The sequence below is a fragment of the Prevotellamassilia timonensis genome (assembly GCF_021531665.1).
In the GTDB taxonomy this organism is placed as follows: domain Bacteria; phylum Bacteroidota; class Bacteroidia; order Bacteroidales; family Bacteroidaceae; genus Alloprevotella.
Genome location: NZ_JADYUH010000001.1, coordinates 18836 through 42498 on the forward strand (window position 1 = coordinate 18836; position 23663 = coordinate 42498).

At 50.2% G+C, this 23663-nt stretch carries 19 protein-coding genes, 1 tRNA gene and 1 pseudogene; 16 read left to right on the forward strand and 5 right to left on the reverse strand.

Annotated features, from left to right (window positions below; genetic code table 11):
- Positions 1 to 159: 159 nt before the first annotated feature.
- The 4 genes from ruvB (at position 160) to I6E40_RS00090 (ending at position 5765) form a co-directional block, all read left to right on the forward strand.
- Complete coding sequence (gene ruvB / locus I6E40_RS00075; protein ID WP_235384810.1) at positions 160 to 1203, forward strand: Holliday junction branch migration DNA helicase RuvB; 1044 nt, start codon at positions 160 to 162, stop codon at positions 1201 to 1203.
- Between the two features lie 38 nt (positions 1204 to 1241).
- Positions 1242 to 1664, forward strand: coding sequence for an rRNA maturation RNase YbeY (gene ybeY, locus I6E40_RS00080; RefSeq protein WP_235384811.1), 423 nt, complete (start codon positions 1242 to 1244; stop codon positions 1662 to 1664).
- Between the two features lie 201 nt (positions 1665 to 1865).
- A complete protein-coding gene (locus tag I6E40_RS00085) occupies positions 1866 to 3158 on the forward strand; it encodes an inositol-3-phosphate synthase (RefSeq protein ID WP_235384812.1) in 1293 nt (430 codons plus the stop codon).
- Positions 3159 to 3173: 15 nt separating this feature from the next.
- The gene (locus I6E40_RS00090; protein ID WP_235384813.1) at positions 3174 to 5765 is read left to right on the forward strand and encodes a DUF5686 family protein; all 2592 of its coding nucleotides are present in this window, start codon (positions 3174 to 3176) and stop codon (positions 5763 to 5765) included.
- An 18-nt stretch (positions 5766 to 5783) separates the two neighbouring features.
- Here I6E40_RS00090 and recO read toward each other — a convergent pair whose 3' ends face one another.
- Positions 5784 to 6500 carry a DNA repair protein RecO gene (gene recO, locus I6E40_RS00095; protein WP_235384814.1) on the reverse strand — a complete coding sequence of 239 codons (717 nt, stop codon included), beginning with the start codon at positions 6498 to 6500 and terminating at the stop codon, positions 5784 to 5786.
- Between the two features lie 267 nt (positions 6501 to 6767).
- Here recO and I6E40_RS00100 point away from each other — a divergent pair.
- From I6E40_RS00100 to I6E40_RS00140, 11 genes are all read left to right on the forward strand, one after another.
- Positions 6768 to 6839: transfer RNA gene (locus tag I6E40_RS00100), tRNA-Glu, on the forward strand.
- A gap of 24 nt (positions 6840 to 6863) precedes the next feature.
- Positions 6864 to 7118, forward strand: a complete 255-nt coding sequence (gene rpsT / locus I6E40_RS00105; RefSeq protein ID WP_235384815.1) for a 30S ribosomal protein S20 — start codon at positions 6864 to 6866, stop codon at positions 7116 to 7118.
- A 552-nt stretch (positions 7119 to 7670) separates the two neighbouring features.
- Positions 7671 to 8774: a redox-regulated ATPase YchF gene (ychF, locus tag I6E40_RS00110; protein ID WP_235384816.1), complete on the forward strand. Its 1104-nt coding sequence runs from the start codon at positions 7671 to 7673 to the stop codon at positions 8772 to 8774.
- Between the two features lie 138 nt (positions 8775 to 8912).
- Positions 8913 to 9752, forward strand: a complete 840-nt coding sequence (gene lgt / locus I6E40_RS00115) for a prolipoprotein diacylglyceryl transferase (RefSeq protein WP_235384817.1) — start codon at positions 8913 to 8915, stop codon at positions 9750 to 9752.
- Between the two features lie 228 nt (positions 9753 to 9980).
- A complete protein-coding gene (locus tag I6E40_RS00120) occupies positions 9981 to 11681 on the forward strand; it encodes a tetratricopeptide repeat protein (RefSeq protein WP_235384818.1) in 1701 nt (566 codons plus the stop codon).
- 97 nt (positions 11682 to 11778) lie between these two features.
- Positions 11779 to 12774 carry a TlpA disulfide reductase family protein gene (locus I6E40_RS00125; RefSeq protein WP_235384819.1) on the forward strand — a complete coding sequence of 332 codons (996 nt, stop codon included), beginning with the start codon at positions 11779 to 11781 and terminating at the stop codon, positions 12772 to 12774.
- A 61-nt stretch (positions 12775 to 12835) separates the two neighbouring features.
- A complete protein-coding gene (locus I6E40_RS10930) occupies positions 12836 to 12958 on the forward strand; it encodes a hypothetical protein (RefSeq protein ID WP_262910805.1) in 123 nt (40 codons plus the stop codon).
- Positions 12921 to 13043 (forward strand): RagB/SusD family nutrient uptake outer membrane protein, encoded by a 123-nt coding sequence (locus tag I6E40_RS11050; protein ID WP_410897014.1) that lies wholly within the window; start codon positions 12921 to 12923, stop codon positions 13041 to 13043. Before I6E40_RS10930 ends, I6E40_RS11050 begins: the two co-directional genes overlap by 38 nt.
- Before the next feature lie 202 nt (positions 13044 to 13245).
- Positions 13246 to 13494, forward strand: a complete 249-nt coding sequence (locus tag I6E40_RS00130; RefSeq protein ID WP_235384820.1) for a hypothetical protein — start codon at positions 13246 to 13248, stop codon at positions 13492 to 13494.
- 44 nt (positions 13495 to 13538) lie between these two features.
- Positions 13539 to 14444: a hypothetical protein gene (locus I6E40_RS00135; RefSeq protein WP_235384821.1), complete on the forward strand. Its 906-nt coding sequence runs from the start codon at positions 13539 to 13541 to the stop codon at positions 14442 to 14444.
- A gap of 524 nt (positions 14445 to 14968) precedes the next feature.
- A complete protein-coding gene (locus tag I6E40_RS00140; protein ID WP_235384822.1) occupies positions 14969 to 16531 on the forward strand; it encodes a YifB family Mg chelatase-like AAA ATPase in 1563 nt (520 codons plus the stop codon).
- A gap of 430 nt (positions 16532 to 16961) precedes the next feature.
- Here I6E40_RS00140 and I6E40_RS00145 read toward each other — a convergent pair whose 3' ends face one another.
- On the reverse strand, positions 16962 to 18314 hold the full coding sequence (locus tag I6E40_RS00145; RefSeq protein WP_235384823.1) for an ATP-binding protein: 1353 nt from the start codon (positions 18312 to 18314) through the stop codon (positions 16962 to 16964).
- 33 nt (positions 18315 to 18347) lie between these two features.
- Between I6E40_RS00145 and I6E40_RS00150 the strand changes: the two are divergent.
- Positions 18348 to 18635 (forward strand): annotated as a pseudogene (locus I6E40_RS00150) (ATP-binding protein); the annotation flags it as partial.
- 1261 nt (positions 18636 to 19896) lie between these two features.
- On the opposite strand, the gene pckA reads toward I6E40_RS00150, so the two are convergent.
- The 3 genes from pckA to I6E40_RS00165 all read right to left on the reverse strand — a co-directional run bounded on the left by pckA (position 19897) and on the right by I6E40_RS00165 (position 23603).
- Positions 19897 to 21501, reverse strand: coding sequence for a phosphoenolpyruvate carboxykinase (ATP) (gene pckA, locus I6E40_RS00155; RefSeq protein ID WP_235384824.1), 1605 nt, complete (start codon positions 21499 to 21501; stop codon positions 19897 to 19899).
- A 109-nt stretch (positions 21502 to 21610) separates the two neighbouring features.
- Positions 21611 to 22564: a capsular polysaccharide synthesis protein gene (locus tag I6E40_RS00160; RefSeq protein WP_235384825.1), complete on the reverse strand. Its 954-nt coding sequence runs from the start codon at positions 22562 to 22564 to the stop codon at positions 21611 to 21613.
- 31 nt (positions 22565 to 22595) lie between these two features.
- Positions 22596 to 23603 (reverse strand): glycosyltransferase family 90 protein, encoded by a 1008-nt coding sequence (locus I6E40_RS00165; protein ID WP_235384826.1) that lies wholly within the window; start codon positions 23601 to 23603, stop codon positions 22596 to 22598.
- Positions 23604 to 23663 lie beyond the last annotated feature (60 nt).

The window sequence follows — 23663 nt, forward strand, 5'->3', positions numbered from 1 at the left end:
TTTCTAAGGTGCAAATTGTGCAAACACCGAGCGCAGTCCTTTGAAAGGGCAGAAAATGGAAAAAGAATCTCCTTTTTGACGCATCAACCACCCCTTCCGCAGGCAATTCTGAACCGTTTCTTTTGTACTATCCAAATCAAGGGGTAAATTTGCAGTCTCATGCAAGAAGACACTTTTGACATCAGACAAGAACAAAGCGCGCCGCCCACGTCGGAGCGAGACTATGAAAACGCGCTCCGTCCGTTGCGCTTCCATGATTTCAGCGGACAGCAGAAAGTCGTGGAGAATCTCCGCATCTTTGTGGAGGCTGCAAAAATGCGCCACGAGCCACTGGACCACACCTTGCTCCACGGACCTCCGGGACTCGGCAAAACCACGCTTTCCAACATCATTGCCAACGAGCTCGGTGTAGGGTTCAAACTCACTTCCGGTCCTGTGCTGGACAAGCCCGGTGATCTCGCGGGACTGCTGACCAGCCTTGAACCCAACGATGTCCTTTTCATCGACGAGATTCATCGCCTTTCTCCCGTGGTGGAAGAATATCTCTACTCCGCCATGGAGGACTACCGCATTGACATCATGCTCGACAAAGGTCCTTCTGCCCGAAGCATTCAAATAGACCTCAGTCCCTTCACCCTCGTCGGAGCCACCACACGAAGCGGACTCCTCACCGCACCGCTCCGCGCTCGTTTCGGAATCAATTTGCATCTTGAATACTATGACGTCGCAACGCTGACGAAAATTGTGCTCCGTTCGGCAGACATTCTCCGAGTGCCCATCGTCGTGGAGGCGGCAGGCGAGATTGCCGGGCGTTCAAGAGGTACGCCGCGAATCGCCAATGCGTTGCTGCGAAGGGTGAGAGACTTTGCACAGGTGAAAGGTTCCGGAAAGATTGACATGGACATCGCTCGCTTTGCGCTCGAAGCTTTGAATATTGACAAGTATGGTCTAGATCGCACGGACAACAAGATTCTCATGACCATCATCGACAAGTTCAAAGGAGGTCCCGTCGGCATCACCACCATTGCTACCGCCATCGGCGAGGATCCCGGCACGCTCGAGGAAGTCTATGAACCATTCCTCATCCAAGAAGGTTTCATCAAACGCACGCCGAGAGGACGTGAGGTGACGCCGCTGGCATACCAACACCTCGGCATTACGCCGCAGCAGTTGCCCGGCTACACACCGGGGCTCTTTGATTGACGCGCTCGGCAGCGGCATTTTCATACACCATATTATATATGATAAGTTATCAGACCATCAACGTCAGGATGCCGAAGATTCCGCGCCGCCAAACATCTGCGTGGATTCGGCAAGTGGCAGCCTCGTTTGGCAAGAAGGTCGGCGAGATTGCCTACATCTTCTGCGACGATCCGAAAATCCTTGAAGTAAACGTGCAGTATTTAGGTCACGACTATTTCACCGACATCATTACCTTTGACTATTGCGAAGGTGACAGCATCAGCGGTGACCTTTTCATCAGCCTTGACACGGTGCGTTCCAACGCCGAGAAGTTTGGAAAGACCTACGAGGAAGAACTTCATCGCGTCATCATTCACGGCGTGCTCCACCTTTGCGGCATCAACGACAAAGGTCCCGGTGAACGCGAAGTGATGGAGGCTGAGGAGAACAAAGCCTTGGGATTTATTTCGCTCTCAAAATGACGGTTTGATTTCGCCCTCGGAATGACGGATTTGACCCAACCATTGGTCTAAATCCGTCAGCTTGTAAAACTAGTTCTTAAATTTCAGTTTTCTTAAACTAAAACTTTTGTTTGCTTGCAAAACATTCTCTTCTTTTGCGGTTTGTAAAGCAAAGCACGTTTTGTGTGCGAAAAGTTTTTGTGAGTTAACAGTAAATATAATATGGAACAAGCAAAAGGAAAGTTAGGTGTGATGTGCGTGGGACTCGGAGCAGTCAGCACGACATTCATCACGGGTGTCTTGATGACACGCAAAGGTCTGGCAAAGCCTGTCGGCTCCATGACCCAGTATGACAAAATTCGCGTGGGTCGTGGCAAAGACAAGAAGTATTTGCACTACGGTGAGATTGTCCCTCTCGCCTCTTTGGACGACATGGTTTTCGGTGCGTGGGATGTTTATCCCGCCAACGCCTACGAGAGTGCGGTGGAAGCCGAGGTGCTCAAGGCAAAGGATATTGAGCCGGTGCGCGACGAGCTTCTCGCCATTCGTCCGATGAAAGCAGCGTTTGATCGCAAATATGCTTCCCGCCTTGACGGTGACAACGTCAAAGACTGCGCCACCCGTCGTGAGATGGTTGAAGCGCTCCGCGAGGATATCCGCCGTTTCAAGAAGGAGAATGACTGCGACAGAATTGTCGTGATTTGGGCAGCGTCCACGGAAATCTATGTGCCGGTGGACGAAACCGTTCACGGTTCCCTCGCTGCATTTGAGAAAGCACTTGACGCCAACGACACCGACCGCATTGCTCCCTCTATGTGCTACGCCTACGCTGCTCTCCTCGAAGGTGCTCCCTTCATCATGGGGGCACCGAACACCACGGTGGATATTCCCGCCATGTGGGAACTCGCAGAGAAAACCAAAATGCCGATTGCGGGAAAAGACTTCAAGACCGGGCAGACGCTCGTCAAGTCCGGCTTTGCTCCCATCATCGGAACGCGCTGCTTAGGGCTGAACGGATGGTTCTCCACGAACATTCTTGGCAATCGCGACGGTCTCGTGTTGGACGAACCCGCCAACTTCCACACCAAAGAGGTTTCGAAACTCTCCACGCTCGAAAGCATCTTGACACCTGAAGAACAGCCCGACCTATATGCCGACTATTACCATAAAGTACGAATCAACTACTATCCGCCTCGTGGCGACAACAAGGAGGGCTGGGACAACATCGACATCTTTGGCTGGATGGGCTATCCGATGCAAATCAAGATTAACTTCCTCTGTCGCGACTCCATTCTCGCCGCTCCGCTCGTGCTTGACCTCGTCTTGCTGACAGACCTCGCTGCACGCAAAGGTCGCTTTGGCACGCAACGTTTCCTCTCTTTCTTCTTGAAGAGTCCGATGCACAACTACGAAGAAGGAGAAATCCCCGTCAATCATCTCTTCAAACAGTATGTCATGCTCAAAAATGCCATCCGAGAAATGGGCGGCTACGAGGCAGACGAAGAAATCGATTGACCCGCACTTTACCGAATGAAAAAACTTCTTTCCCTCTTTTTTCTCCTCACGCTTTCTCTGGCAGTCGGTGCACAGACCCGGTTGTCAGGGAAAGTTGTGGATTTCAGAACCGGCGAAGTGATTCCGCTGGCGAACGTGGTGAGGCTGGGGGAAAAGAAAACAGTGACCACCGACCTGCAAGGAAGGTTTTCCATTCCGTGGAGGGCGGGGAAGTATAGGATTTCAATGCTCGGCTATCAACCCGTAACCATCATGGTGACGCCGGGCATGGATTCTTTGGTCGTAAAACTTAAGTCCACGGAAAGTGACCTTGGAACAGCCGAAGTTGTCGGACGCAAGAAGAAATATTCAAGGAAAAACAATCCGGCGGTGGAGTTCATGAAAAAAGTGATTGCAGCCAAGGGCAACAATGACTTGAAACGCCATGACTTCTATTCCATTGACAAATACACCAAGATGCTCTTCGCTCTCAACGACGTGACTGAGAAAGTCTTTGAGGAAGGAAAGTTCAAGCGTCTTCCGTTCTTGAAAGAGCATGTTGAAGTATGCAATGAGACCGGTCGCCTCATTCTGCCCATCTCCGTCGATGAAACCGTCAGTCGCGAAATCTTCCGCAAGACGCCAAAGTCGCAGAAGAGCATCATCCTTGGAGCACAGAACACAGGACTTAACAACTTCTTCAGCACGGGCGACATTCTGACGGACATGATTAAGGACTGCTTCACCGACGTGGATATCTATACGAATGATGTGCGACTGCTGCAACATCGTTTCATGAGCCCGATTGGCGACAACGCCATCTCGTTTTATCGGTATTTCTTGGTTGACACGTTGATGGTAGGGAAGGACAAGTGCATTCAAGTGGACTTCACACCCAACAATCCGCAGGACTTTGGTTTCTCCGGCAGCATCTACATCGTTGCAGACAGCACCTACCGCGTTCGGCGTACCGACATAGGCATTCCGAAGAAGTCGGACGTGAATTTTGTGGAAAGCATGCGCATCATTCAAGACTTTCGGCAACTGCCCTCCGGTGAGCAGGTCTTGGTGAAGGACGACATGCTTGTTCAAATCAAAGTCGCAAGTTTTTTGCAGAAGCTCATGGTGCGACGAACCACCAACTACAGCAACTTCTCCTTTGACCCGCTGCCCGAGAAGGAGTTCCGTTTCAAGGGGAGCGTCCACACCAAACCTGATGCGCAAATGAAGGACAAACTGTTCTGGCAGACCCACCGCCCCGACAGTTTGACGAAGTCGGAGTCCGGCTTGGACGCTTTTATGGCGAAACTTCAGAGGGTCAAAGGTTTCAAGCCGATTCTTTGGGTCTTGAAGGCTTTCATCGAAAACTTCGTGGAGACCAGCACCGACCCGAAGAAGCCCTCCAAGGTGGACATCGGACCTGTGAACACCATCATTTCCCAGAACTTTGTGGACGGTCTGCGTTTGAGAGCCTCCGCTCAAACCACCGCCAACCTTCACAAGCATCTTTTCCTGAAGGGATATATTGCCTATGGCTTCAAGGATAATCGTCCGAAGGGCATGGGAGAGGTGACGTGGTCTTTCAATGAGAAAGCCTATCTGCCCCGCGAGTTCCCGGTCAATAATTTGACGTTCACCTTCACCAACGACGTCATGTCGCCTTCCGACAAGTTCCTTCCCACAGACAAGGACAACGTTTTCACCTCCTTCAAGTGGACCACGGTGGACCACATGATGTATTTCAACACGCTCCGCCTCACTTGGGACAAAGAGTGGGGAAACGGCTTGCGCTATACGATGCAGGTGCGCACCACCAAAGACACTCCGACGGCAGCGCTGTTCTACCGCCCCCTCACCGCGGGCAACGTCTTCGGAGATCCGGCAGACAACTATCACAGCCTCCGCACCTCCGATTTGAAAATTGGCGTCACCTATCAGCCCGGCGTCAATTGGATGAACACCAAACAGCGGCGCATCGCCACCAATCACGATGCTCCGAAACTTTCCCTAAGCCATTCCGTCGGTCTCTACGATTTCGGACGGGCAACCTACACCTACAACTTCACCGAAGCCGGCATATACAAGCGCTTTTGGCTCGGTTCGTGGGGAAAGATTGACTGCGACCTTCGCGGCGGTGTGCAGTGGGACAAGGTGCCCTTCCCTTTGCTCATCATGCCTGCAGCCAATCTCTCCTACATCATGGAGGATAACACGTTCTGCATGATTGACAACATGGAGTTCCTCAACGACCGCTACGCCTCTCTCATGTTTTCGTGGGACATGAATGGCAAGATACTGAACCGCATTCCCCTCATTCGTCGTTTGAAGTGGAGAGAATACATCGGCTGCAATGTGCTTTGGGGTACGCTGTCAAAGAAGAATAACCCCTATCTTCTCCGCAACGCCGACGAGTCGAGGATGCTCTTCTTCCCCGGTCACTTTTACGGTCCGGACTCCTACGAGCCCATTTCAAAGATTATGGACAAGAAAGTGCCTTACGTAGAAGTCATGGCGGGCATCCACAACATCTTCAAGATTTTCCACATTGAGGGTGTCTATCGTGTGAACTACCACTATCCCGGCACGAAGAAGTGGGGCATTCGCGGCATGCTTCGCATTAGGTTCTGAGTCGTTTTGGGAAGTACCTCAAAAAAGTGAGCGGAAGATTTCCAAAGACCCCGTGTCGGGAAATCCCGCCACGTGCAGTTGGTAGTAGTGTTCAATTTGTTCCAGCAGGCGACTCCTCTCTGCTCCATTGAAGCGGAAGAAGCGCATGTTGGAATATTTCATTCTAAGCAGTTTGGGCACGAGTGCCGCGTCCTCCGGCTTCAAAAAGTCGGGGTGCAACGGTTGTGATGAACAAAACACGGAGGAGCGCAGGTCAAACCAGCAGTTAGGGTGATAGGTGCGTGCCTCCGGTCGGAAACCGAGGAACTGTGTCAGATAGAGCAAAAAGACCAGGTGGAAGTTCGCAAAGCCCTCTTCGCAGGCGTCCAACCATTGCAGCGACTTTTCAACGTATTGAAACAGCGTCTCCGTGTCCGGCTCGTGGCGCACGGCATGAAAGAGGAACTCAGCCAGATAGAGTGCGATGGCGGATTTGTGCGGATGGAAGGGGAGGGAAGAGTAGGGGAAGGCTGAGGCTACTGCTTGCGGACGCACCAACGCATCACTGTTTCGCTCCCGCCACTCCAACTCCAACAGCGCCAAGGGCTGGAACAGACTGTGGCGTATGGCGGCGCGGCGCGAACGACTGATGCGAACCATCATCCCAACGCAGCCTGCCTTCTCGGTCAGCACATCGACGATGAGCGCATCATCGCCATATTTCCTAACGTGCAGCACAATCGCTTTGCTCTTCATGTCGCGTATATATATAATAAGGAGTAATGCGTATATAATATGGTCTAAGAAACGGATTCCGGAGTGCGTTCGCGGCAGCGCCGCGAAAAAACGCAAAAAACGCGGAAGTAGCACGAAAAACCACCGAAAACCACCCCTGCACCCGCTTCTTCCGCACAAAAATACGATATTTTGCAAAAAAAGTAAGGGAAATATTTGCTGGTTCAAAAAAACACCGTACTTTTGCACTCGCAATTACGACCGAAAGGCGTGAGAGCACACAAAATTGGTCCCTTCGTCTATCGGTTAGGACGAGAGATTTTCATTCTCTAAAGAGGAGTTCGACTCTCCTAGGGACTACTCAATAAAAAAGAAAGAATTAAAATGGCAAACCACAAATCATCTGTAAAACGTATCCGCCAGTCTGCAGCGCGCAGACTCCACAACAGATATTACGCTAAGACCGCGCGTAATGCTGTTCGTGTCCTCCGTGCCACCACGGACAAGGCAGTTGCAGCAGAACTTCTCCCCAAAGTGCAGAAGATGCTCGACAAACTTGCAAAGAACCACATCATTCACAAGAACAAAGCCGCTAACATCAAGAGTAGCGTGGCTTCTCACGTGGGCAAACTTGCTTGATTCCTTTTTTACAGATTACCCAATAGGACTAAAGCCTTCCACCGAAAAGTGGGAGGTTTTTTGTTGCTTGCACGGCGGTGTGTCATAATAGCCAATCTGCTTCGTTGCTATCGGATTCGGGCTTTGTCATCTACTTCAGTACACTTCCTGCGCCCTCATCCTCAGCGCCTTGCATCTTAGCCATTCTGACGCACCTTCGAGGGGGAAGCCCCAAAAATGTGCATTTTGATACACCCTCGTGCTTCAAACTCATTCTTTGCGTACAAAATCTCGTCTGCCGCGTAACCATCCGAAATCAGCCGTCTTGTCCGGATTCTCTGCGTTTTCGTACTTTGTAGAAAACAAATGACACCTACTTGACGCCGATTTGATACCGTCAATACTCTGCCTAATGACCTCAAAACAGTGTAAGAGACTGCAGGGGAAGTGTTGGGACACCCCTGAAAGCCTCTCCCGTGAAGGTGACAGATGAAAGAGGCAGGGAGCAAATGATGTTAATCCGCAGAGAATCGCTAACTTTGCAGTTCAAAACAAGTAACAACCAAAATTTTCATGAGTTTACAATGCGGCATCGTCGGACTTCCTAATGTCGGAAAGTCCACTCTTTTCAATTGTCTGAGCAATGCAAAGGCACAGTCTGCCAATTTCCCCTTCTGCACCATTGAACCCAACGTCGGCGTCATCACCGTGCCCGACGAACGTCTGAACAAACTTGCTGAACTCGTTCATCCAGGGCGAATCGTTCCCACTACGGTTGAAATCGTCGATATTGCCGGCTTGGTGAAAGGAGCCTCCAAGGGCGAAGGACTCGGCAACCAGTTTCTCGGCAACATCCGAGAGACGGATGCCATCATCCACGTGCTCCGCTGTTTTGACGATGGAAACGTCGTGCACGTCGATGGAAGCGTGAACCCCGTTCGCGACAAAGAAATCATTGACACGGAATTGCAGTTGAAAGACCTGGAAACCGTTGAGAACCGCATCAAACGCGTTGAGAAAATTGCGCAAGTTGGCGGCGACAAGACGGCAAAGATTGAATATGAGGTGCTGCTCGCCTATCGCGAAGCCCTGCTGCAGGGCAAAAGCGCCCGCTCCGTGCAGTTTGAAACCAAGGAAGAAATCAAGGCTGCAAAGGGACTTTTCCTGTTGACCTCTAAGCCTGTCCTCTACGTCTGCAACGTCGATGAAGCCTCTGCCGCCACCGGCAACCACTATGTCGAAGAGGTGCGCGAGGCGGTGAAAGACGAAAACGCCGAAGTGCTCGTGCTTGCCGCACAGACTGAGGCAGACATCGCCGAGTTGGAGACCTACGAAGAACGTCAGATGTTCCTGCAAGACGCCGGCTTGGAAGAGAGCGGTTGCAATCGTCTCATCAAAGCCGCCTACGACATGCTCGAACTCGAGACCTTCATTACTGCCGGCGAGATGGAAGTGAAGGCTTGGACCTATCGCCGAGGCTGGAAAGCGCCTCAGTGCGCCGGTGTCATTCACACTGACTTTGAGAAAGGCTTCATCCGTGCCGAGGTCATCAAATATGAAGACTACGTCCGCCTTGGCTCTGAAGCCGCCGTGCGCGACGCCGGTCTGCTTCACGTGGAAGGCAAAGAATATGTCGTGCAAGACGGAGATATCATGCACTTCCGCTTTAATGTCTGAAAGGGTTTTATTGGCTTCATGTGGAACGGTTTCTACGATTCATCAGTGGTCGGAAGCCACCAAGACGTGAGCACTTTCTCATGAGCCTCCCTTGTTTCATAATTTTCAGAACTCCCCAACATTAAATCACTTGTTCCCATGATTTTCTGGAATCCCTCAGTGGAAGCCTTCAGCGTTGGACCGTTCAGCGTGCGTTGGTACGGTCTCTGTTGGTGCATCGGTTTGGCGCTGTCCTACATGACCGCCTATTACCTCTACAAGAAGCAAAAAATTGCGGAGGACAAGTTTGAGCCGCTCTTCCTCTACTGCTTCGTCGGCATCATCGTCGGCGCGCGCCTCGGGCACTGTCTCTTCTACGAGCCCGCTTATTTTCTCGCCCATCCGCTTGAAATCGTCCTGCCGATGAAACAAGACTCCGCGGGCTTTTGGCGTTTCACCGGTTTCGCCGGCCTTGCTTCCCACGGCGGTACGCTTGGGCTGATGGTTGCGCTGTGGCTTTATGTCAGAAAAACGAAAATCAATCTCATGCGTGTGCTCGACAACATCGGCATCGCCACGCCGATTGCTGCCTGCTTCATTCGAATCGGCAACCTCATGAACTCCGAAATTGTGGGCAAGTTCACGCAAAGCGACTATGGCTTCGTCTTCGTTCACAATGGAGATTTACTCCCGCGTCATCCTGCCCAGGTCTATGAAGCACTCGCCTATTTGCTCATTTTCTTCATCGGCATCGCGCTCTATCGCAGGTTGCCGCAGAAGGTCGGTACGGGCTACTTCTTCGGTTGGTGTCTCGCCTCCATCTTCGCTTTCCGCTTCATCGTGGAGTTCTGCAAAGAGGTGCAAGAACCTTGGGAAGTTCAGATGCAGCAGTTCATCGGTCTCGACCAGGGACAACTTCTCAGCATCCCCTTCCTGTTGCTCGGCGCCTATTGCATGGCGGGCGGCAAATGGTGCCGGAAACTGGGTGAGCAAGCGTGAAAAATCAAGCGCAAAGCCCTAAACGAATGACCAAGGGCATTTGACGCAGCGACTTATTCCCAAATTACATTAAAAATCAGCGGGGTGAACAAATGCCCCATACGTTTTTGTGTAACTTTGCACTCGGTTGGTCGGAAGACTCCCTTCTTCGTCAAAAACGTCCGGAGAATCGTTGCCGCTTCAGGCATGGAAAAATACGAAAAACTTATATACCATATATTATAAGACATGCAGATTCAAAAAAACCTTACGCTTGCTTTGGCAGGCACGCTGATGCTAACTTCGTGTGGAAAACTTGGTGAACTGACCGCAGACAACTTCACCGTGACTCCCTCTCCGATGGAGATGGTAGGCGGTCAAGTGCCCGTGACCATCAACGGACGCTTCCCCGAAAAGTATATGAAGAAAAAAGCTGTCGTCACAGTCACCCCCGTGCTTCGCTACCAAGGAGGCGAAGCTGTCGGACAGGGAACCACCTTCCAGGGCGAAAAAGTGATGGATAACTATCAGGAGATAAGCTACAGACTCGGTGGGAACTACACGATGAGAAACACCTTCTCCTATGTGGAAGCCATGCAGAAGAGCGAACTCTATCTCACCTTCAAGGCTCGCCTCGGGAAGAAAGAAGTGAACGTTCCCGAAGTCAAGGTTGCCAACGGCGTCGTTGCCACCGCAGACCTCGCCAAGAAAGCAGCGTGGACCTCTACCACCGAAATGGCTGCCGATGCCTATCAATATGCCATCCAACAAACCAAAGAGGCACAAATCAAATATCTCATCAATCAAGCCAACATCCGCACCAGCGAAATCAAAGGAACCTCCGTTCAGGAATTCCTTCAGACGCTTCGCGACATCAAAGCCGACCAGAAAGGCTACATGCTTGACAACATTGAAGTGTCAGCCTACGCCTCCCCCGACGGCTCAATGAAAGTGAACACTGCGCTGGCACAGAAACGTGAGCAATCTTCCAAAAAATATGTCGGCGAGAGCCTGAAGAAGAACAATCTCGAAACCGAACTTGACACCCGCTACACGGCAGAAGACTGGGATGGCTTCCAACAACTTCTTCAAGCATCCAACGTGCAGGACAAGGACATCATCCTTCGAGTCCTTTCCATGTATCAGGACCCCGAGGAACGCGAAAAACAGATTCGCAACATTTCTGCAGGCTATGACGAACTCGCCAAAGAGATTCTCCCCGAACTGCGCCGCGCACGCCTCACCATCCACTACAACCTCATCGGCAGAAGTGACGATGAAATTCAGGAGCAACTGAAAACAGATGCCTCCAAACTTTCCGTCGAGGAGATGCTCTACGCCGCCACACTGACGGAAGACACCAAAGAACAGAAGGACATCTACTTCAGAACCACCCAACTCTATCCCAATGACTATCGCGCCTTCAACAACCTCGCTTCCATCGCCCTCGAAAACGGACAGCTGAACGAAGCAAAATCTTGGCTCGAGAAAGCAGCAAATTTGAAGGGTGATGCCACCGAGGTGAACGCCAACCAGGCACTCGTGGCTCTCGTCAGCGGTGAAAACGACAAGGCTCAGAGCTTCCTCGCCAAAGCCACCACGGCAGGAAACTACAACGAACTGGCGGGTAACATGATGCTTGCTTCCGGAAACTACGTACAAGCAGCCTCCACCCTCAAAGGAAAGAAAACCAACACCGCCGCCCTCGCTCAGATTCTGAACAAAGACTATGCCGAGGCGCTCAACACCTTGAACGCTGTGGCACGTCCCGACGCCACCACCGCCTATCTCAAAGCCATCGTCGCCGCTCGCACCAATCGCGACAACGAAGTGGTGGGATTCTTGAAACAAGCCTTTGAGAAAGACCCAACTTATAAAGAAAGAGCATCACGCGACCTGGAATTTGTGAATCTCTTCAACGATTCCTCCTTCCAAAGTCTGGTCAAATAAAAGCCTGCTTTTGACACATCACTACACGGAAGGATGAGAACGCCAAGCGCTTTCTGCATCCTTCCGTGTCTTTTCCTCTTTTCAACCATCTAATCTTATGAAAACCTTATCTACCGCTCTCCTTCTGGCAACCTCTCTCCTGCTCACAGCCTGCGGTGTGGGAAAAGACAGAGTGAGATTTGAAGGAAAACTGGAAAACATCAACGACGCTGAGTTCTACATCTACAGCGACGAAGGCGGCTTCGAGGGAGTCGACACCATTCGCATCCAAGACGGTGAGTTTGTCTATGAGCGCAAACTCCTCCGCCCCGTCCTCGCCTCCTTGCTCTATCCGAACTTCACGCAGTCCCACGTCATTCTCGAGCCGGGAAAGACCATCAAAATGAAAGGCGATGCTTCCCGCGTCGGGGAAGCCAAAATCACCGGCACCGAAGAAAATGAACTCCTGACCGACTTCCGAACCGACCAAATCGGAAAGTCAGAAGCCAACCGTTTCTTGGCAGCAGAACAGTTCATACGTCAGCATGCCGAAACCATGGCGGCGGTGGCTGTCTTCAAAGCCTACTTCGCCACGTCCAGGCAGAAGAACGTGAAACTCTCCATGGAAATGCTTCAGACGCTGCACAAAGCACAGCCGAAGAACTATGCCGTCAACTATCTCTGGAACTTCTATCAACCCATCTTCATGAACGGCGTCGGCGAGCAACTTCCCGAATTTTCTGCAGAGACCACTGAGGGAAAACAGGTGACGCAGAAAGACTTTGAAGGCAAGAAACTCCTCGTTGTGGCAGTCGGATTCTGGACGCCCGATTCGAGAACCTTCCTGAAAGAACTTAAAAAGAAGTTGGACGCGGCAGGCAATCCCTTTGAAGTCTTGCTCGTTTCGCTCGATGTGGATCGCGGAGGCTTGCGCAAACAGTTACAGCAGATTGATGTGAACTATCCCGTCATCTGTGACCGTCAATCCTTCAATTCTCCTCTGGTCGGCACGTTCGGACTGCGCTATGTCCCCTCCGCCATGGTGGTGAACAGTCAAGGCAAAATTGTTCAGCGCGACGTGACGGAAGTGGATAAACTCAATTTGAATATTTAAGCCACTAAAACGGGTGTGTCCGCTTCCGCGACATGCCCGTTTGTCTTTAGCCGAAAACACAATGTTGGTTTCCGTACATACCGCCGCTCTGAACGGTCTGCAAGCCATGCCGGTGCTCATTGAAGTGAGCCAGATTATTTTTAAAAATGCAGCCGTCATGTCCTCCTATCTTCGGTCTGAGTGACAGCCAAACCTATCAATTGCTGTGGCCTATTCCATACAACGAGCTAATGACCAATCCGTCGATGACACAAAATCCGGGTTATTAGCGAAAACCTACAAACCCAAGAGTACTAATCAAAAAAAACAAGAAGAATGACACACAAAAAATTTGTATTGACAGCTGCAATAATGCTATTTGCTATCCTGAATTTCTCGGCATGTGATGATAACGAGAGCAGTTCGGAGTATTCTAAGTTTCATGGCTGATGGTTACATGAATTTCAACTTGAAGGAGTGGGTGCTCCAAGTATGGCATACGCATATTGGTTTCACGATGATGTTGTAGAGGGTGAATACCTTCTTATAGACCATATAGAAAGTGGCTTCTCCAAGCATGCCGTTGGAAAATGGTATATGAATAATATCATCTGTGTAGATATGCCATACACTGTAAAGGGAAATACCATATTCATAGACAACTCCAAAGATAATTTCTTAGTTCTCCAAAACGGGAAACTTGTAAAGAATGGAAACGGCTATGAATATACTAAACAATGATTTTGTTGTATCTAATTTTTACAAATTAATAAACTGAATAATATATGAAAACTAAAGCATTCTCCCTATTCTCTGTAATAGTTATTTTACTGTCTTCAATATCACTCTTCTCGTGCAGCAACGACGACGAAGACGGAATATGGACAGGAGGCACTAACCTCGTGGGTATATGGGCCGTCTTAGATTCTTACAACGATACAGAAGTTCCTTCAACGCATGAACTTTATATTATAAAGGCAGATGGCAGTATTGCACTCTTGTATAATTGGGACTTTCTCTACGACGATGGCTATCTGGTTGACAAATATTTTGGTTATCCCCAAGAGGAAATTGAAAAGGAAATGGAGGAGTGGGCAGCATACGACACCTATACATGCACATTCTCCAATAACACCTTCTATTGGCAAGGAACTGCGATGGCAAAAATCACAGTCATTGATAAGGAAACGGTCAAGATGGAAAGTGTCTTCCTAGGCAATGAAACCCTGCATAAGGTAAAGGAAGTTATCGGTAAACGTAGTTTTGATTATGACGGCTCCAATGGTCAAACGGCAAGTCTTTTAGGTAAATGGATAGGCGTAGATATGGAACGGAATAAGAATGGTACGTATAATGTACATTATCTGTTTGAGCTTGATGACAGAGGCAGACTGAGCATTCGTCCTTTGGAAGGTGTATATCATAAAAGCAATTATGGCAATGGATATATCGAGTCACCGCTTTCACAAGATGAACTTGACAGGCTACTTCGTTCAAATCTCACTGTTTTCAAGTTTTGTCAAAAAAAGAATAATAAGCTCTTTTGCAATAACGAGCAGTTAGCAACCATAGAGGCGACAAGTGACGATGAATTTGTAATGGTAAGTACGCGATGGGGCAAACTTCGGCTGTTACCAAACGGTGAAGACGTTGGTATCATTTCTTCCCAAAATAAAAATGACTGGAACTAGCAATCTGGTTATTCTCCAGCGGGAGCTAGAATAAGCAGCTACTCACGTCGTTCGTCACGTACACCAGGGTGCGGCACGTTCACATCATTCCTTATTCTCTGACACATCCATCATTGATTCAACTATCGAACCAGCAGCCGAAGGCTGCGTTGAAACAGGAAGCCTGCGGGGATTCCCTGAAACTAGGGAACGAAGTTCCCGTTGAAACCAGATCGCGCAACGACCGATGAAACTTTTGGTCAAAGCGCACCCAAAGCCCGCCTCGTAATATTATACATCGCGAAGGATCGCTGCTGCAAATCGCTGCATTTAACATTGTAGGTAGGTTCTATAAATTAGTTTTAATGGAAGGTAGTGTTTCTATCTTGCTTGGATGCCTTTTCGCCTCTCGCACCATATCTTTTTGTTTTTCTTTCAGTCACATAGCCCGCTATGCTCCTTCCTCAACTGACAAAAGTTCATCTCTAAGAAATCAAAAATCAACTCAACCTAATTTATAGAACACCCCTTTAGCCGAAAATACAATGTTGGTTTCCGTACACACCGCCGCTCTGAACGGTCTGCAAGCCATGCCGGTGCTCATTGAAGTGAGCCAGATTATTTTTAAAAACGCAGCCGTCATGTCCTCCTTCAACATGGTAGGGCTGCCCGACAGTGCCGTGAGGGAAAGCCGTCTCCGCGTGGAGGGCGCCATCAAAAACTCAAAATTCGCCATGCCGCCGAAAACGCAAGTCACGGCAAACTTCGCACCGGCGGATGTCAGAAAAGAAGGCACGGGCTACGACCTCCCTCTCGCCATCGGACTGCTCGCCGCCAATGAGCACGTGAAAAGTGAAAAACTTGAACGCTTTGTGCTGGTCGGCGAACTTGGTTTGGACGGAAGTCTGCGCCCGGTGAAAGGCGCGCTCTCCATCGCCATCAAGATGAGAGAGTTGAACTTCGAAGGAATGATTGTCCCGCAGGAAAACGTGCGAGAAGCAGCCGTCGTGAATCGTCTGAAAGTCTTTGGTGCTTCCCATCTTCGTGAAGTCGTGGACTTTCTGAACGGAAAAGAAGACGCACTTCAGCAAACCATCGTCAACACTCGCGAAGAGTTCTTCTCCGCCCAGCAGCACGACACCTTCGACTTCTCTGAGGTAAAGGGACAGCAGACGGTGAAGCGAGCCTTTGAGGTGGCTGCCGCCGGAGGGCACAATCTGATTCTCATCGGATCCCCGGGCTGCGGAAAGAGCATGATGGCAAAGCGCATTCCTTCCATCCTTCCTCGTCTCACGCTGAACGAAAGCCTTGAGACCACCCAACTTCATTCCATTGCAGGAAAACTCGGCGTCTCCACCTCTCTCGTCACCGAACGCCCCTTCCGCTCGCCGCACCACACCATCAGCGATGTCGCCCTCATCGGAGGCGGCACTTCGTGTCAGCCGGGGGAGATAAGTCTGGCACACAATGGCGTTCTCTTCCTTGACGAACTTCCCGAGTTCTCGCGCTCTGCACTCGAAACCCTGCGCCAACCCTTGGAAGACAGACAAATCACCATCTCCCGTGCAAAATACACCGTCACGCTTCCTTGTTCCTTCATGCTCGTTGCCTCCATGAATCCTTGCCCTTGTGGTTACTATAATCATCCGACTCATGAGTGCAAGTGCATGCCGGGGCAGATTCAGCGCTACATGAACAAAATCAGCGGACCGCTGTTGGACCGCATTGATATACAGGTAGAGGTGACGCCCGTTCCGGTTGAAGAACTGTCTCAACTTCCTTCGGGCGAGTCAAGTGCCATGATTCGTCAGCGTGTGGAAGAAGCAAGAAAGATTCAAACCGAGCGTTTCAAGGACTGCCCCGGCATCCACTGCAACGCCCAAATGACTCGCCGGCTTTTGGAACAGTATGCCCGCTTGGACGAAGAGTCTGCCAACGTGCTCAGCACCGCCATGCGACGCTATAATCTTTCTGCCCGAGCCTATGACCGAATCCTCAAAGTGGCACGCACCATCGCTGACCTTGACCACTCCGCCGACATCCGGCGTGCCCACATCTCTGAGGCTGTCGGCTATCGCCAGTTGGACCGTGAGGACTGGGGCGAGTAGCAACGGTGCCTTTGCTTCCGTACTTACGAAGGCGTCACCATGAGGGATTTGGGACTTCAAAAGAAACTTACCGGACAGCAAAGGGGTTACACTTCATGATGCTAAAGCACTGAGAACGAGACTTGTTTATAAAGAAACGTACGAACGCGTCGTTTTGGGAGAAAACCACAAAACGACGCGTTCGCACTGTTAAAACGAGAGCTACGTGTTTTTCAAGAACTTAGCCTTTCAAAACGTCCCAAAAGTGTAACCCCTCTCTCGGGTAATTAAGCTCTTGCCGATGCGACTCCGCGTCTCAGAATGGATAGAGAAGTACATGACCAAGCCCGAAACCGACAGCCTCGCAGCAGATGGAGCATTATCACGCACCGATTCGTCACTTCTGCGTGCGCACTCCGCACTCTGTCACGAAAGGAGAAAAATTCAATATTTAGGGCAACTTTTTTTCAAACCCGTTCTTAAGGAACTCGCGCAACCCCAAGTGTACCACTCCCTGGCGATCACTTCTTCTCACAAGAGGAGTCATGGAAATGACATACTTAGGGTAATTATCCTTGATATTATCCAAACTTCCAAACTCTCTCTCTTCTGTTTCCTCAGAAGCTATTAGGTAGGCAACCTGCACGTACAAGCGCTCATTTGACTTCGTACACACAAAATCCACTTCACCAGCTCTCAGCTGCCCTACGCTCACAGCATATCCCATTCTCACCAATTGCTGGTAAACGATATTCTCCAATATCTTCTCTATATCTCCCTGCCTCTCTCCACCAGCAATAAGATTGCGAAGTCCGACATCACCGAAATAGATTTTTTCATTAGACTCCAGCAGTTTCTTGCCATGAATATCAAATCTATCTACCGTCAAGAGCAGGTATGCATCCCTAAAATAATTAAGGTACGCAGCTATAGACTTGACCGACACGTCCAACCCTTGCGACTTCATGAACTTGCTAATATTGTTCAGCGAACTCAGTTTGCCAATAGTATCAGCAAAGTAGCGCAACAATGTATTCAGGAATGACACGTTGCGGATATTGTTTCTTTCAACAATATCCTTAAGCATCACCGTGTGAAAAACCGCTCTAATGTAATCCCAGACGAATTCCTCATCATCAAGTCCGACCTGCTTTAGACCTGGTAATCCACCATAGTTGATATATTTTGACAATGCATCATCATTGTCTTCAAGTTCATGAAAAAGCAGAAACTCTTGGTAACTGAGCGATTGCACGTATATCTCATGGTATCGTCCGCCTATCAAGGTACTAAGTTCACTTGACAGCATCTTCGAATTACTTCCCGTAATGATAATGTCAGTATCCTCTTCTGTACGGTAACTTCTTACGCTCTTTTCCCAAGATTCTATCTCCTGCACCTCATCAATGAGAATAAAGTTATGCAAGCCCTCCACCCAATGCTCATCAATGTAAGCATTCAGTTGTTCATTGTTCTTGATGGCATCAAACTTTTTCCGCTCCTTGTTGATGTAGATGAAGTTTGTCTGCATATCCTCCTTATGCCTCTCAAGAAAGTCCCTAAGAATATAGCTTTTGCCAACTCTCCTTTGACCAGTGAGGACTATTATCTGTCCCTTGCCTATCCATGCATCAACCTTATCTGCATAGAGTTTTCTTGTAATCAACTGCATACCTATAAGAAATATTTTGCACAAATATAGTAGTTTTATTTCCCACAGGAAACAAAAACAGCGTTTTTTACTCCTTAATCCAATTAAAAGGGGCTGCGCCAATGTTGACACAGCCCCATATGGTTTCACCATGAGCGTCATTACTTTTTCTTTGCCTTCTTCTCAGGCTCTTCGTGTCAGCCGGGGGAGATAAGTCTGGCACACAATGGCGTCCTCTTCTTGGACGAACTTCCCGAGTTCTCGCGCTCCGCACTCGAAACCCTGCGCCAACCCTTGGAAGACAGACAAATCACCATCTCCCGTGCAAAATACACCGTCACGCTTCCTTGCTCCTTCATGCTCGTCGCCTCCATGAATTCTTGCCCTTGTGGTTACTATAATCATCCGACTCATGAGTGCAAGTGCATGCCGGGGCAGATTCAGCGCTACATGAACAAAATCAGCGGACCACTCCGCCGACATCCGGCGCGCCCACATCTCTGAGGCTGTCGGCTATCGCCAGTTGGACCGCGAGGACTGGGGCGAGTAGCAGCAACACCGTTTATCTCTTCCGGTCTTTTTACGCTGACACCAAGCCGCCACGCTTCACACTGAAAAAACAATTATTGCTGTCCCCTAAAACTTCTTTTTGCGACACCGCCCTGACTCTTGTGCGCCTGCCGCCACGCTTTGACGCGCTGACTAATAGCCTCCGGCTGTGTGTCTATACGTAAATAAAGGGGGAAGAAAAACTATGCAAACTATACACAACTCCTACATTTAATCCTGCATCTATCTGATTTCCCGCGCGTTACATGATGTATAGTTTGTGCTCCAAACTATACACAAACTATACATTGAACTATACATTGAGACGTTCAAACCCCTACATTGTGACGACGCGCAAACCCTACACAAAACGACGCGCAAACCCTACATTGCAACGGCACGCAGTTTTACTTAGGAGCGCACCTAAGAAAAACTAGGAGCGCACCCAGTTAAAACTAGGAGCGCACCCAGTTAAAACTAGGAGCGCACCCAGTTAAAATTAGGAGCGCACCCAGTTAAAACTAGGAGCGCACCCAGTTAAAATTAGGAGCGCACCCAGTTAAAATTAGGAGCGCACCCAGTTAAAACTAGGAGCGCACCTGGGAAAAATTAGCCTTCCCCCAATTTTTCTTTGCCTTCCTCAAATTTTTCTTTGCCTTCCTCAAATTTTTCTTTGCCTTCCTCTAGTTTTTCTTAGCCTTCCCCTAGTTTTTCTTTCCCTTCCTCTCTCCCACTCTCCCACTCTTCCTCTCTTTGTCTCTTAGTCTCTTAGACTCTTAGTTCCCATGTAGGGTTTAATGTAGGTTTTGTGTAGGATTTTTGCTTCAAACCCTACACAGTGCAACATACGGAGAATCAGAGAGATACGAAGAGAATGTAGGGTTTTGTGTAGGGTTTGCAGAGTTTTTTTCGCCCTATTATTTACGTATAGACACACAGGTGTAGGTTGTTGGTCATCGTGTCAAAGCGTGGCGCCGTGCGCCGTTGGGGTCGGGCGGACAAGAGTCCATGTCGAACGATGTGTTCGCCTCTATTTTTCGTCGCGCAAAAATGTGGTAGCGGACAGCAATATCAAATGACGTTTACGGGTCGGCAATGAAAAACGCAAACTGCGCCGGAACTTTTCGGTTCCGACGCAGTTTAGAATGTATGTCACCTCGCCCACAAGGGCGGAGGTAGGAGCGATTTAGAGTTGAGGACCTGCAGCGACGAGAGCTTTGCCGGCAGCGTTGCCTTCATACTTAGCAAAGTTCTTGATGAAGCGAGCGGCGAGGTCTTTGGCTTTCTCTTCCCACTGAGCAGCTTCAGCGTAGGTGTCACGCGGGTCGAGGATGTTGGTGTCCACGCCGGGGAGTTCTGTGGGCACGACGAAGTTGAAGAAAGGAATCACCTTGGTCGGAGCCTTGTCGATGCTTCCGTCGAGGATGGCGTCGATGATGCCACGGGTGTCGCGGATGGAGATGCGCTTGCCGGTTCCGTTCCAACCAGTGTTCACGAGGTAAGCCTTGGCACCGTTAGCCTCCATTTTCTTCACGAGTTCAGCAGCATACTTGGTGGGATGGAGTTCCAAGAAAGCCTGTCCGAAGCAAGCGGAGAAGGTGGGAGTGGGTTCGGTGATGCCGCGCTCTGTTCCTGCGAGTTTTGCGGTGAAGCCGGAGAGGAAATAGTACTGAGCCTGGTCGCTGTTGAGGATGGAGACGGGAGGCAGTACGCCGAAAGCGTCAGCGGAGAGGAAGATGACCTGCTTGGCAGCGGGACCCTTGCTGATGGGCTTCACGATGTTCTGGATGTGGTTGATGGGGTAGCTGACGCGGGTGTTTTCGGTCACGCTCTTGTCTGCGAAATCAATCTTTCCGTCAGCAGCCACGGTGACGTTCTCGAGGAGTGCGTTGCGCTTGATGGCACCGTAGATGTCGGGTTCGCTTTCTTTGTCGAGGTTGATGACCTTGGCATAGCATCCACCTTCATAGTTGAAGACGCCGTTGTCGTCCCATCCGTGTTCGTCGTCGCCGATGAGTTTGCGCTTCGGGTCGGTGGAGAGAGTGGTTTTGCCTGTTCCGGAGAGTCCGAAGAAGATGGCAGTGCTAGTCTCGTCCATGTTGGTGTTGGCGGAGCAGTGCATGGAAGCGATGCCCTTGAGCGGGTTGTAGTAGTTCATCATGGAGAACATACCCTTCTTCATTTCGCCACCGTACCAAGTGTTGATGATGACCTGTTCGCGGCTGGTGATGTTGAAGACCACGGCGGTTTCGGAGTTGAGTCCGAGTTCTTTGTAGTTTTCAACCTTAGCCTTAGAAGCGTTGTAAACGATGAAGTCGGGTTCAAACTCAGCGAGTTCTTCTTCGGTCGGACGGATGAACATGTTCTTCACGAAGTGAGCCTGCCAAGCCACTTCCATGATGAAGCGGACAGCCATGCGAGTTTCTTTGTTTGCACCGCAGAAACCATCTACCACAAAGAGGCGCTTGTTGGAGAGCTCTTTCTGAGCGATTTCCTTCACGGCAGCCCATGCTTCCTGAGAAGCGGGTTTGTTGTCGTTCTTATATTCGTCACTTGTCCACCAAACAGTGTCTTTGGAGTTCTCGTCCATGACGATGAACTTGTCTTTGGGGGAACGTCCGGTGTAGATACCGGTCATGACGTTCACGGCATTGAGTTCGGTGTTTTGACCCACCTCAAAGCCTTCGAGGCCAGCCTTGGTTTCCTCTTCAAAGAGTTGTTCGTAAGAGGGATTGTGTACAATCTCAGTTACACCGGTGATACCGTACTTGGTTAAATCTAATTTTGCCATAATGATTTATGAAAATAAAGATGTAAATAATGATTCTTGAATACAGTTCAGAGTAACTCGAAAGTTAATCTCTTAATTGCGAAGCAAAAGTACGAAAAAGTCATCACCCTCAAACGTTTTTCACACAATTTTTACCATTCTCCCCTTCTCTCTCCCCTTCTTTGCCACTATTGGGGAGGTCTAAAGGGAATTCTTCGAGGATGTGTCCGTAGTTGGTGAGGCGTCCGTCCGGGGTGTGCGTGTGGAGCGGGATTTTGTAGGTGATTTTGTGGAAGCGATAGCGTGTGCAGGCTTCGTGCCATCCCTCTTCGGTGAAAGGTTCGTTGAGCCGTTTTCCCAGCGGGCCCATTTCGCTGAGTGGTAGACTCTCAATCAGGCGTTGCACTTCGGGAAGTTCGCGGCGCGCCACAGCAAAGCAGTAGTCTAAGAGCAGGTAGTCCACCAAGCGGTTGCGTCGTTTCCAATAGCTCAGATGCAGGTCGGCGATGAAGGACGGGAGGATGTGTCCTTTGCCTGCTGCCACGAAGAAACTCACCCAGCCGCCGCGGGAGACGTTGCGATAGCGTGTGATGTGGTGGCAGCTCCAGTAGTCTGTGCCCGGAGGGATGAAGTCGTCCAATTTTCCCGAGGGAATCAGTAGCGTGCTGTCCATCCAGATGCCCCCGTGTTCCCGCAGCAGCATCATGCGGAGGATGTCCGAGAAGTGCGTCAGGTCGATGATGCCTCGACGTTGTTTCTCCAGCACGTAGTCCGGCATGGTGACATAGTCCGCAAAGTTGTGTTGTGTGATGAGAATGACCGGGTGAGCACCGGCACAGCGCTTCATGGCAGCATAGCACGCCTTCACAACGGGCGGCATCTGTTCCTCTCCCTGCCACCAGCAAGTCCAGATGGGAGAGTGGGCGGAGAGCGGCTCACACGGTTTGGATGCCGCTTTGGGAGGGTAGTTGTCGAGGAGTTCGCGTCCGCCGCAGGCGTTCATCAGATAGGAGAGGATGCAGCGTTGTTTCAGGCGTGAGGCGGCGATTTCGATGGATTTTCCAACTTTTTTGAGAGAGAACATGGTAAGGAATTAACAGTTTGGCGAGGATTCTTTACTGTTGCGAAAGGCGGAGATACTTATCCATGACGAGGAGTTGGATGAGTTCCTCTCGGCGCGGGTCGCGGAATTGTCGGACGAAGTCGTGGGCGTTTCGGATGATTTCCTCCGCTTCCTCCGGGTGTTGAATGTAGTGTTGCAGTTTCTCCTCCAGGTCAGCGTAGTCATCGCGTACCTCCACATAGTGTTTCCCGGCTTCCAGTTTTCCTTCCATGAACCATGTCTCGCAGGTGGGGCGCGGCATGACGGCGAGCGAGTTGGAGGACATGACCCATTTCAGGTTTGACGCCACGTCGTTGCCTTCAATCGCCATGATGAACTTGTAGTCCAGATGCTCGCGGATGGTTTTCTTTGGCTGCATCCACTCTTCCGGGCATCCCTCGTTGCGACCCACCACGCCGCAGTCGCAGAGCGGATGGTCGAAGAACTGTTCGAGGAAGGCGGTGCGGAGACGACTCTGACGAATTTTTCCGCGGAAAATCACCTTGTCCTGCTTCTCACGGAAGGGCACGGGGTCTTCGACAAAGAGAAAGTGACGCAATTTGTCCAGTTTGAGCAGTACGGAGTTCGTGTTGTCACCCTCCAGCAGGCGGCTCTTCACGACCGTCGGGCTCTCGGGAGTGAAATAGACATCACCCGGCAGGAAACTCCAGCGCAGGTTGGGGTCAAAGAAGCGTGTCACGTCGTGCTGGTCGAGAAAGTAGGCGGTGTGGAACATGTTTCGCTTGAAATCGCCAAGCCTTCCCACATAGTGAAAGATGCTGCGCCCATATTCCCGCAAATCTTCTTTGGGCAGAGAGAAGGGGGTGCACACCTTATTATAATAGTTGGCGCGCTCGAGACAGTAGTCGTAGTCCTCTCGCTGTTTGGCTTTTTCCAAAATTTGTTGGAGGCGGGCGCGATAGATGCAGTCGGGAACGAGGGTGCCCAGCATGCCTTTCAGAAAATACAAAGCTTTGTTGGGTTTCCCGCTGCGGAGTTTGTAGGTCAGTTTGTCAGACATGAGATGAATTTCTTTGGGATTTCAAGAACGAGACAAAAACTGGTGGAAACGTTCTTGAAA

Coding starts and splice junctions, on each gene's coding strand:
- I6E40_RS00125 (WP_235384819.1), top strand. CDS start 11,779: ATGAAAACCTTATCTACCGCTCTCCTTCTGGCAACCTCTCTCCTGCTC.
- I6E40_RS00130 (WP_235384820.1), top strand. CDS start 13,246: ATGGCATACGCATATTGGTTTCACGATGATGTTGTAGAGGGTGAATAC.
- I6E40_RS00165 (WP_235384826.1), bottom strand. CDS start 23,603: ATGTCTGACAAACTGACCTACAAACTCCGCAGCGGGAAACCCAACAAA.
- I6E40_RS00140 (WP_235384822.1), top strand. CDS start 14,969: ATGTTGGTTTCCGTACACACCGCCGCTCTGAACGGTCTGCAAGCCATG.
- I6E40_RS00135 (WP_235384821.1), top strand. CDS start 13,539: ATGAAAACTAAAGCATTCTCCCTATTCTCTGTAATAGTTATTTTACTG.
- ybeY (WP_235384811.1), top strand. CDS start 1,242: ATGATAAGTTATCAGACCATCAACGTCAGGATGCCGAAGATTCCGCGC.
- I6E40_RS10930 (WP_262910805.1), top strand. CDS start 12,836: ATGTTGGTTTCCGTACATACCGCCGCTCTGAACGGTCTGCAAGCCATG.
- ruvB (WP_235384810.1), top strand. CDS start 160: ATGCAAGAAGACACTTTTGACATCAGACAAGAACAAAGCGCGCCGCCC.
- pckA (WP_235384824.1), bottom strand. CDS start 21,501: ATGGCAAAATTAGATTTAACCAAGTACGGTATCACCGGTGTAACTGAG.
- I6E40_RS00120 (WP_235384818.1), top strand. CDS start 9,981: ATGCAGATTCAAAAAAACCTTACGCTTGCTTTGGCAGGCACGCTGATG.
- I6E40_RS00160 (WP_235384825.1), bottom strand. CDS start 22,564: ATGTTCTCTCTCAAAAAAGTTGGAAAATCCATCGAAATCGCCGCCTCA.
- I6E40_RS00145 (WP_235384823.1), bottom strand. CDS start 18,314: ATGGTGAAACCATATGGGGCTGTGTCAACATTGGCGCAGCCCCTTTTA.
- I6E40_RS00090 (WP_235384813.1), top strand. CDS start 3,174: ATGAAAAAACTTCTTTCCCTCTTTTTTCTCCTCACGCTTTCTCTGGCA.
- I6E40_RS11050 (WP_410897014.1), top strand. CDS start 12,921: ATGCAGCCGTCATGTCCTCCTATCTTCGGTCTGAGTGACAGCCAAACC.
- recO (WP_235384814.1), bottom strand. CDS start 6,500: ATGAAGAGCAAAGCGATTGTGCTGCACGTTAGGAAATATGGCGATGAT.
- ychF (WP_235384816.1), top strand. CDS start 7,671: ATGAGTTTACAATGCGGCATCGTCGGACTTCCTAATGTCGGAAAGTCC.
- lgt (WP_235384817.1), top strand. CDS start 8,913: ATGATTTTCTGGAATCCCTCAGTGGAAGCCTTCAGCGTTGGACCGTTC.
- I6E40_RS00085 (WP_235384812.1), top strand. CDS start 1,866: ATGGAACAAGCAAAAGGAAAGTTAGGTGTGATGTGCGTGGGACTCGGA.
- rpsT (WP_235384815.1), top strand. CDS start 6,864: ATGGCAAACCACAAATCATCTGTAAAACGTATCCGCCAGTCTGCAGCG.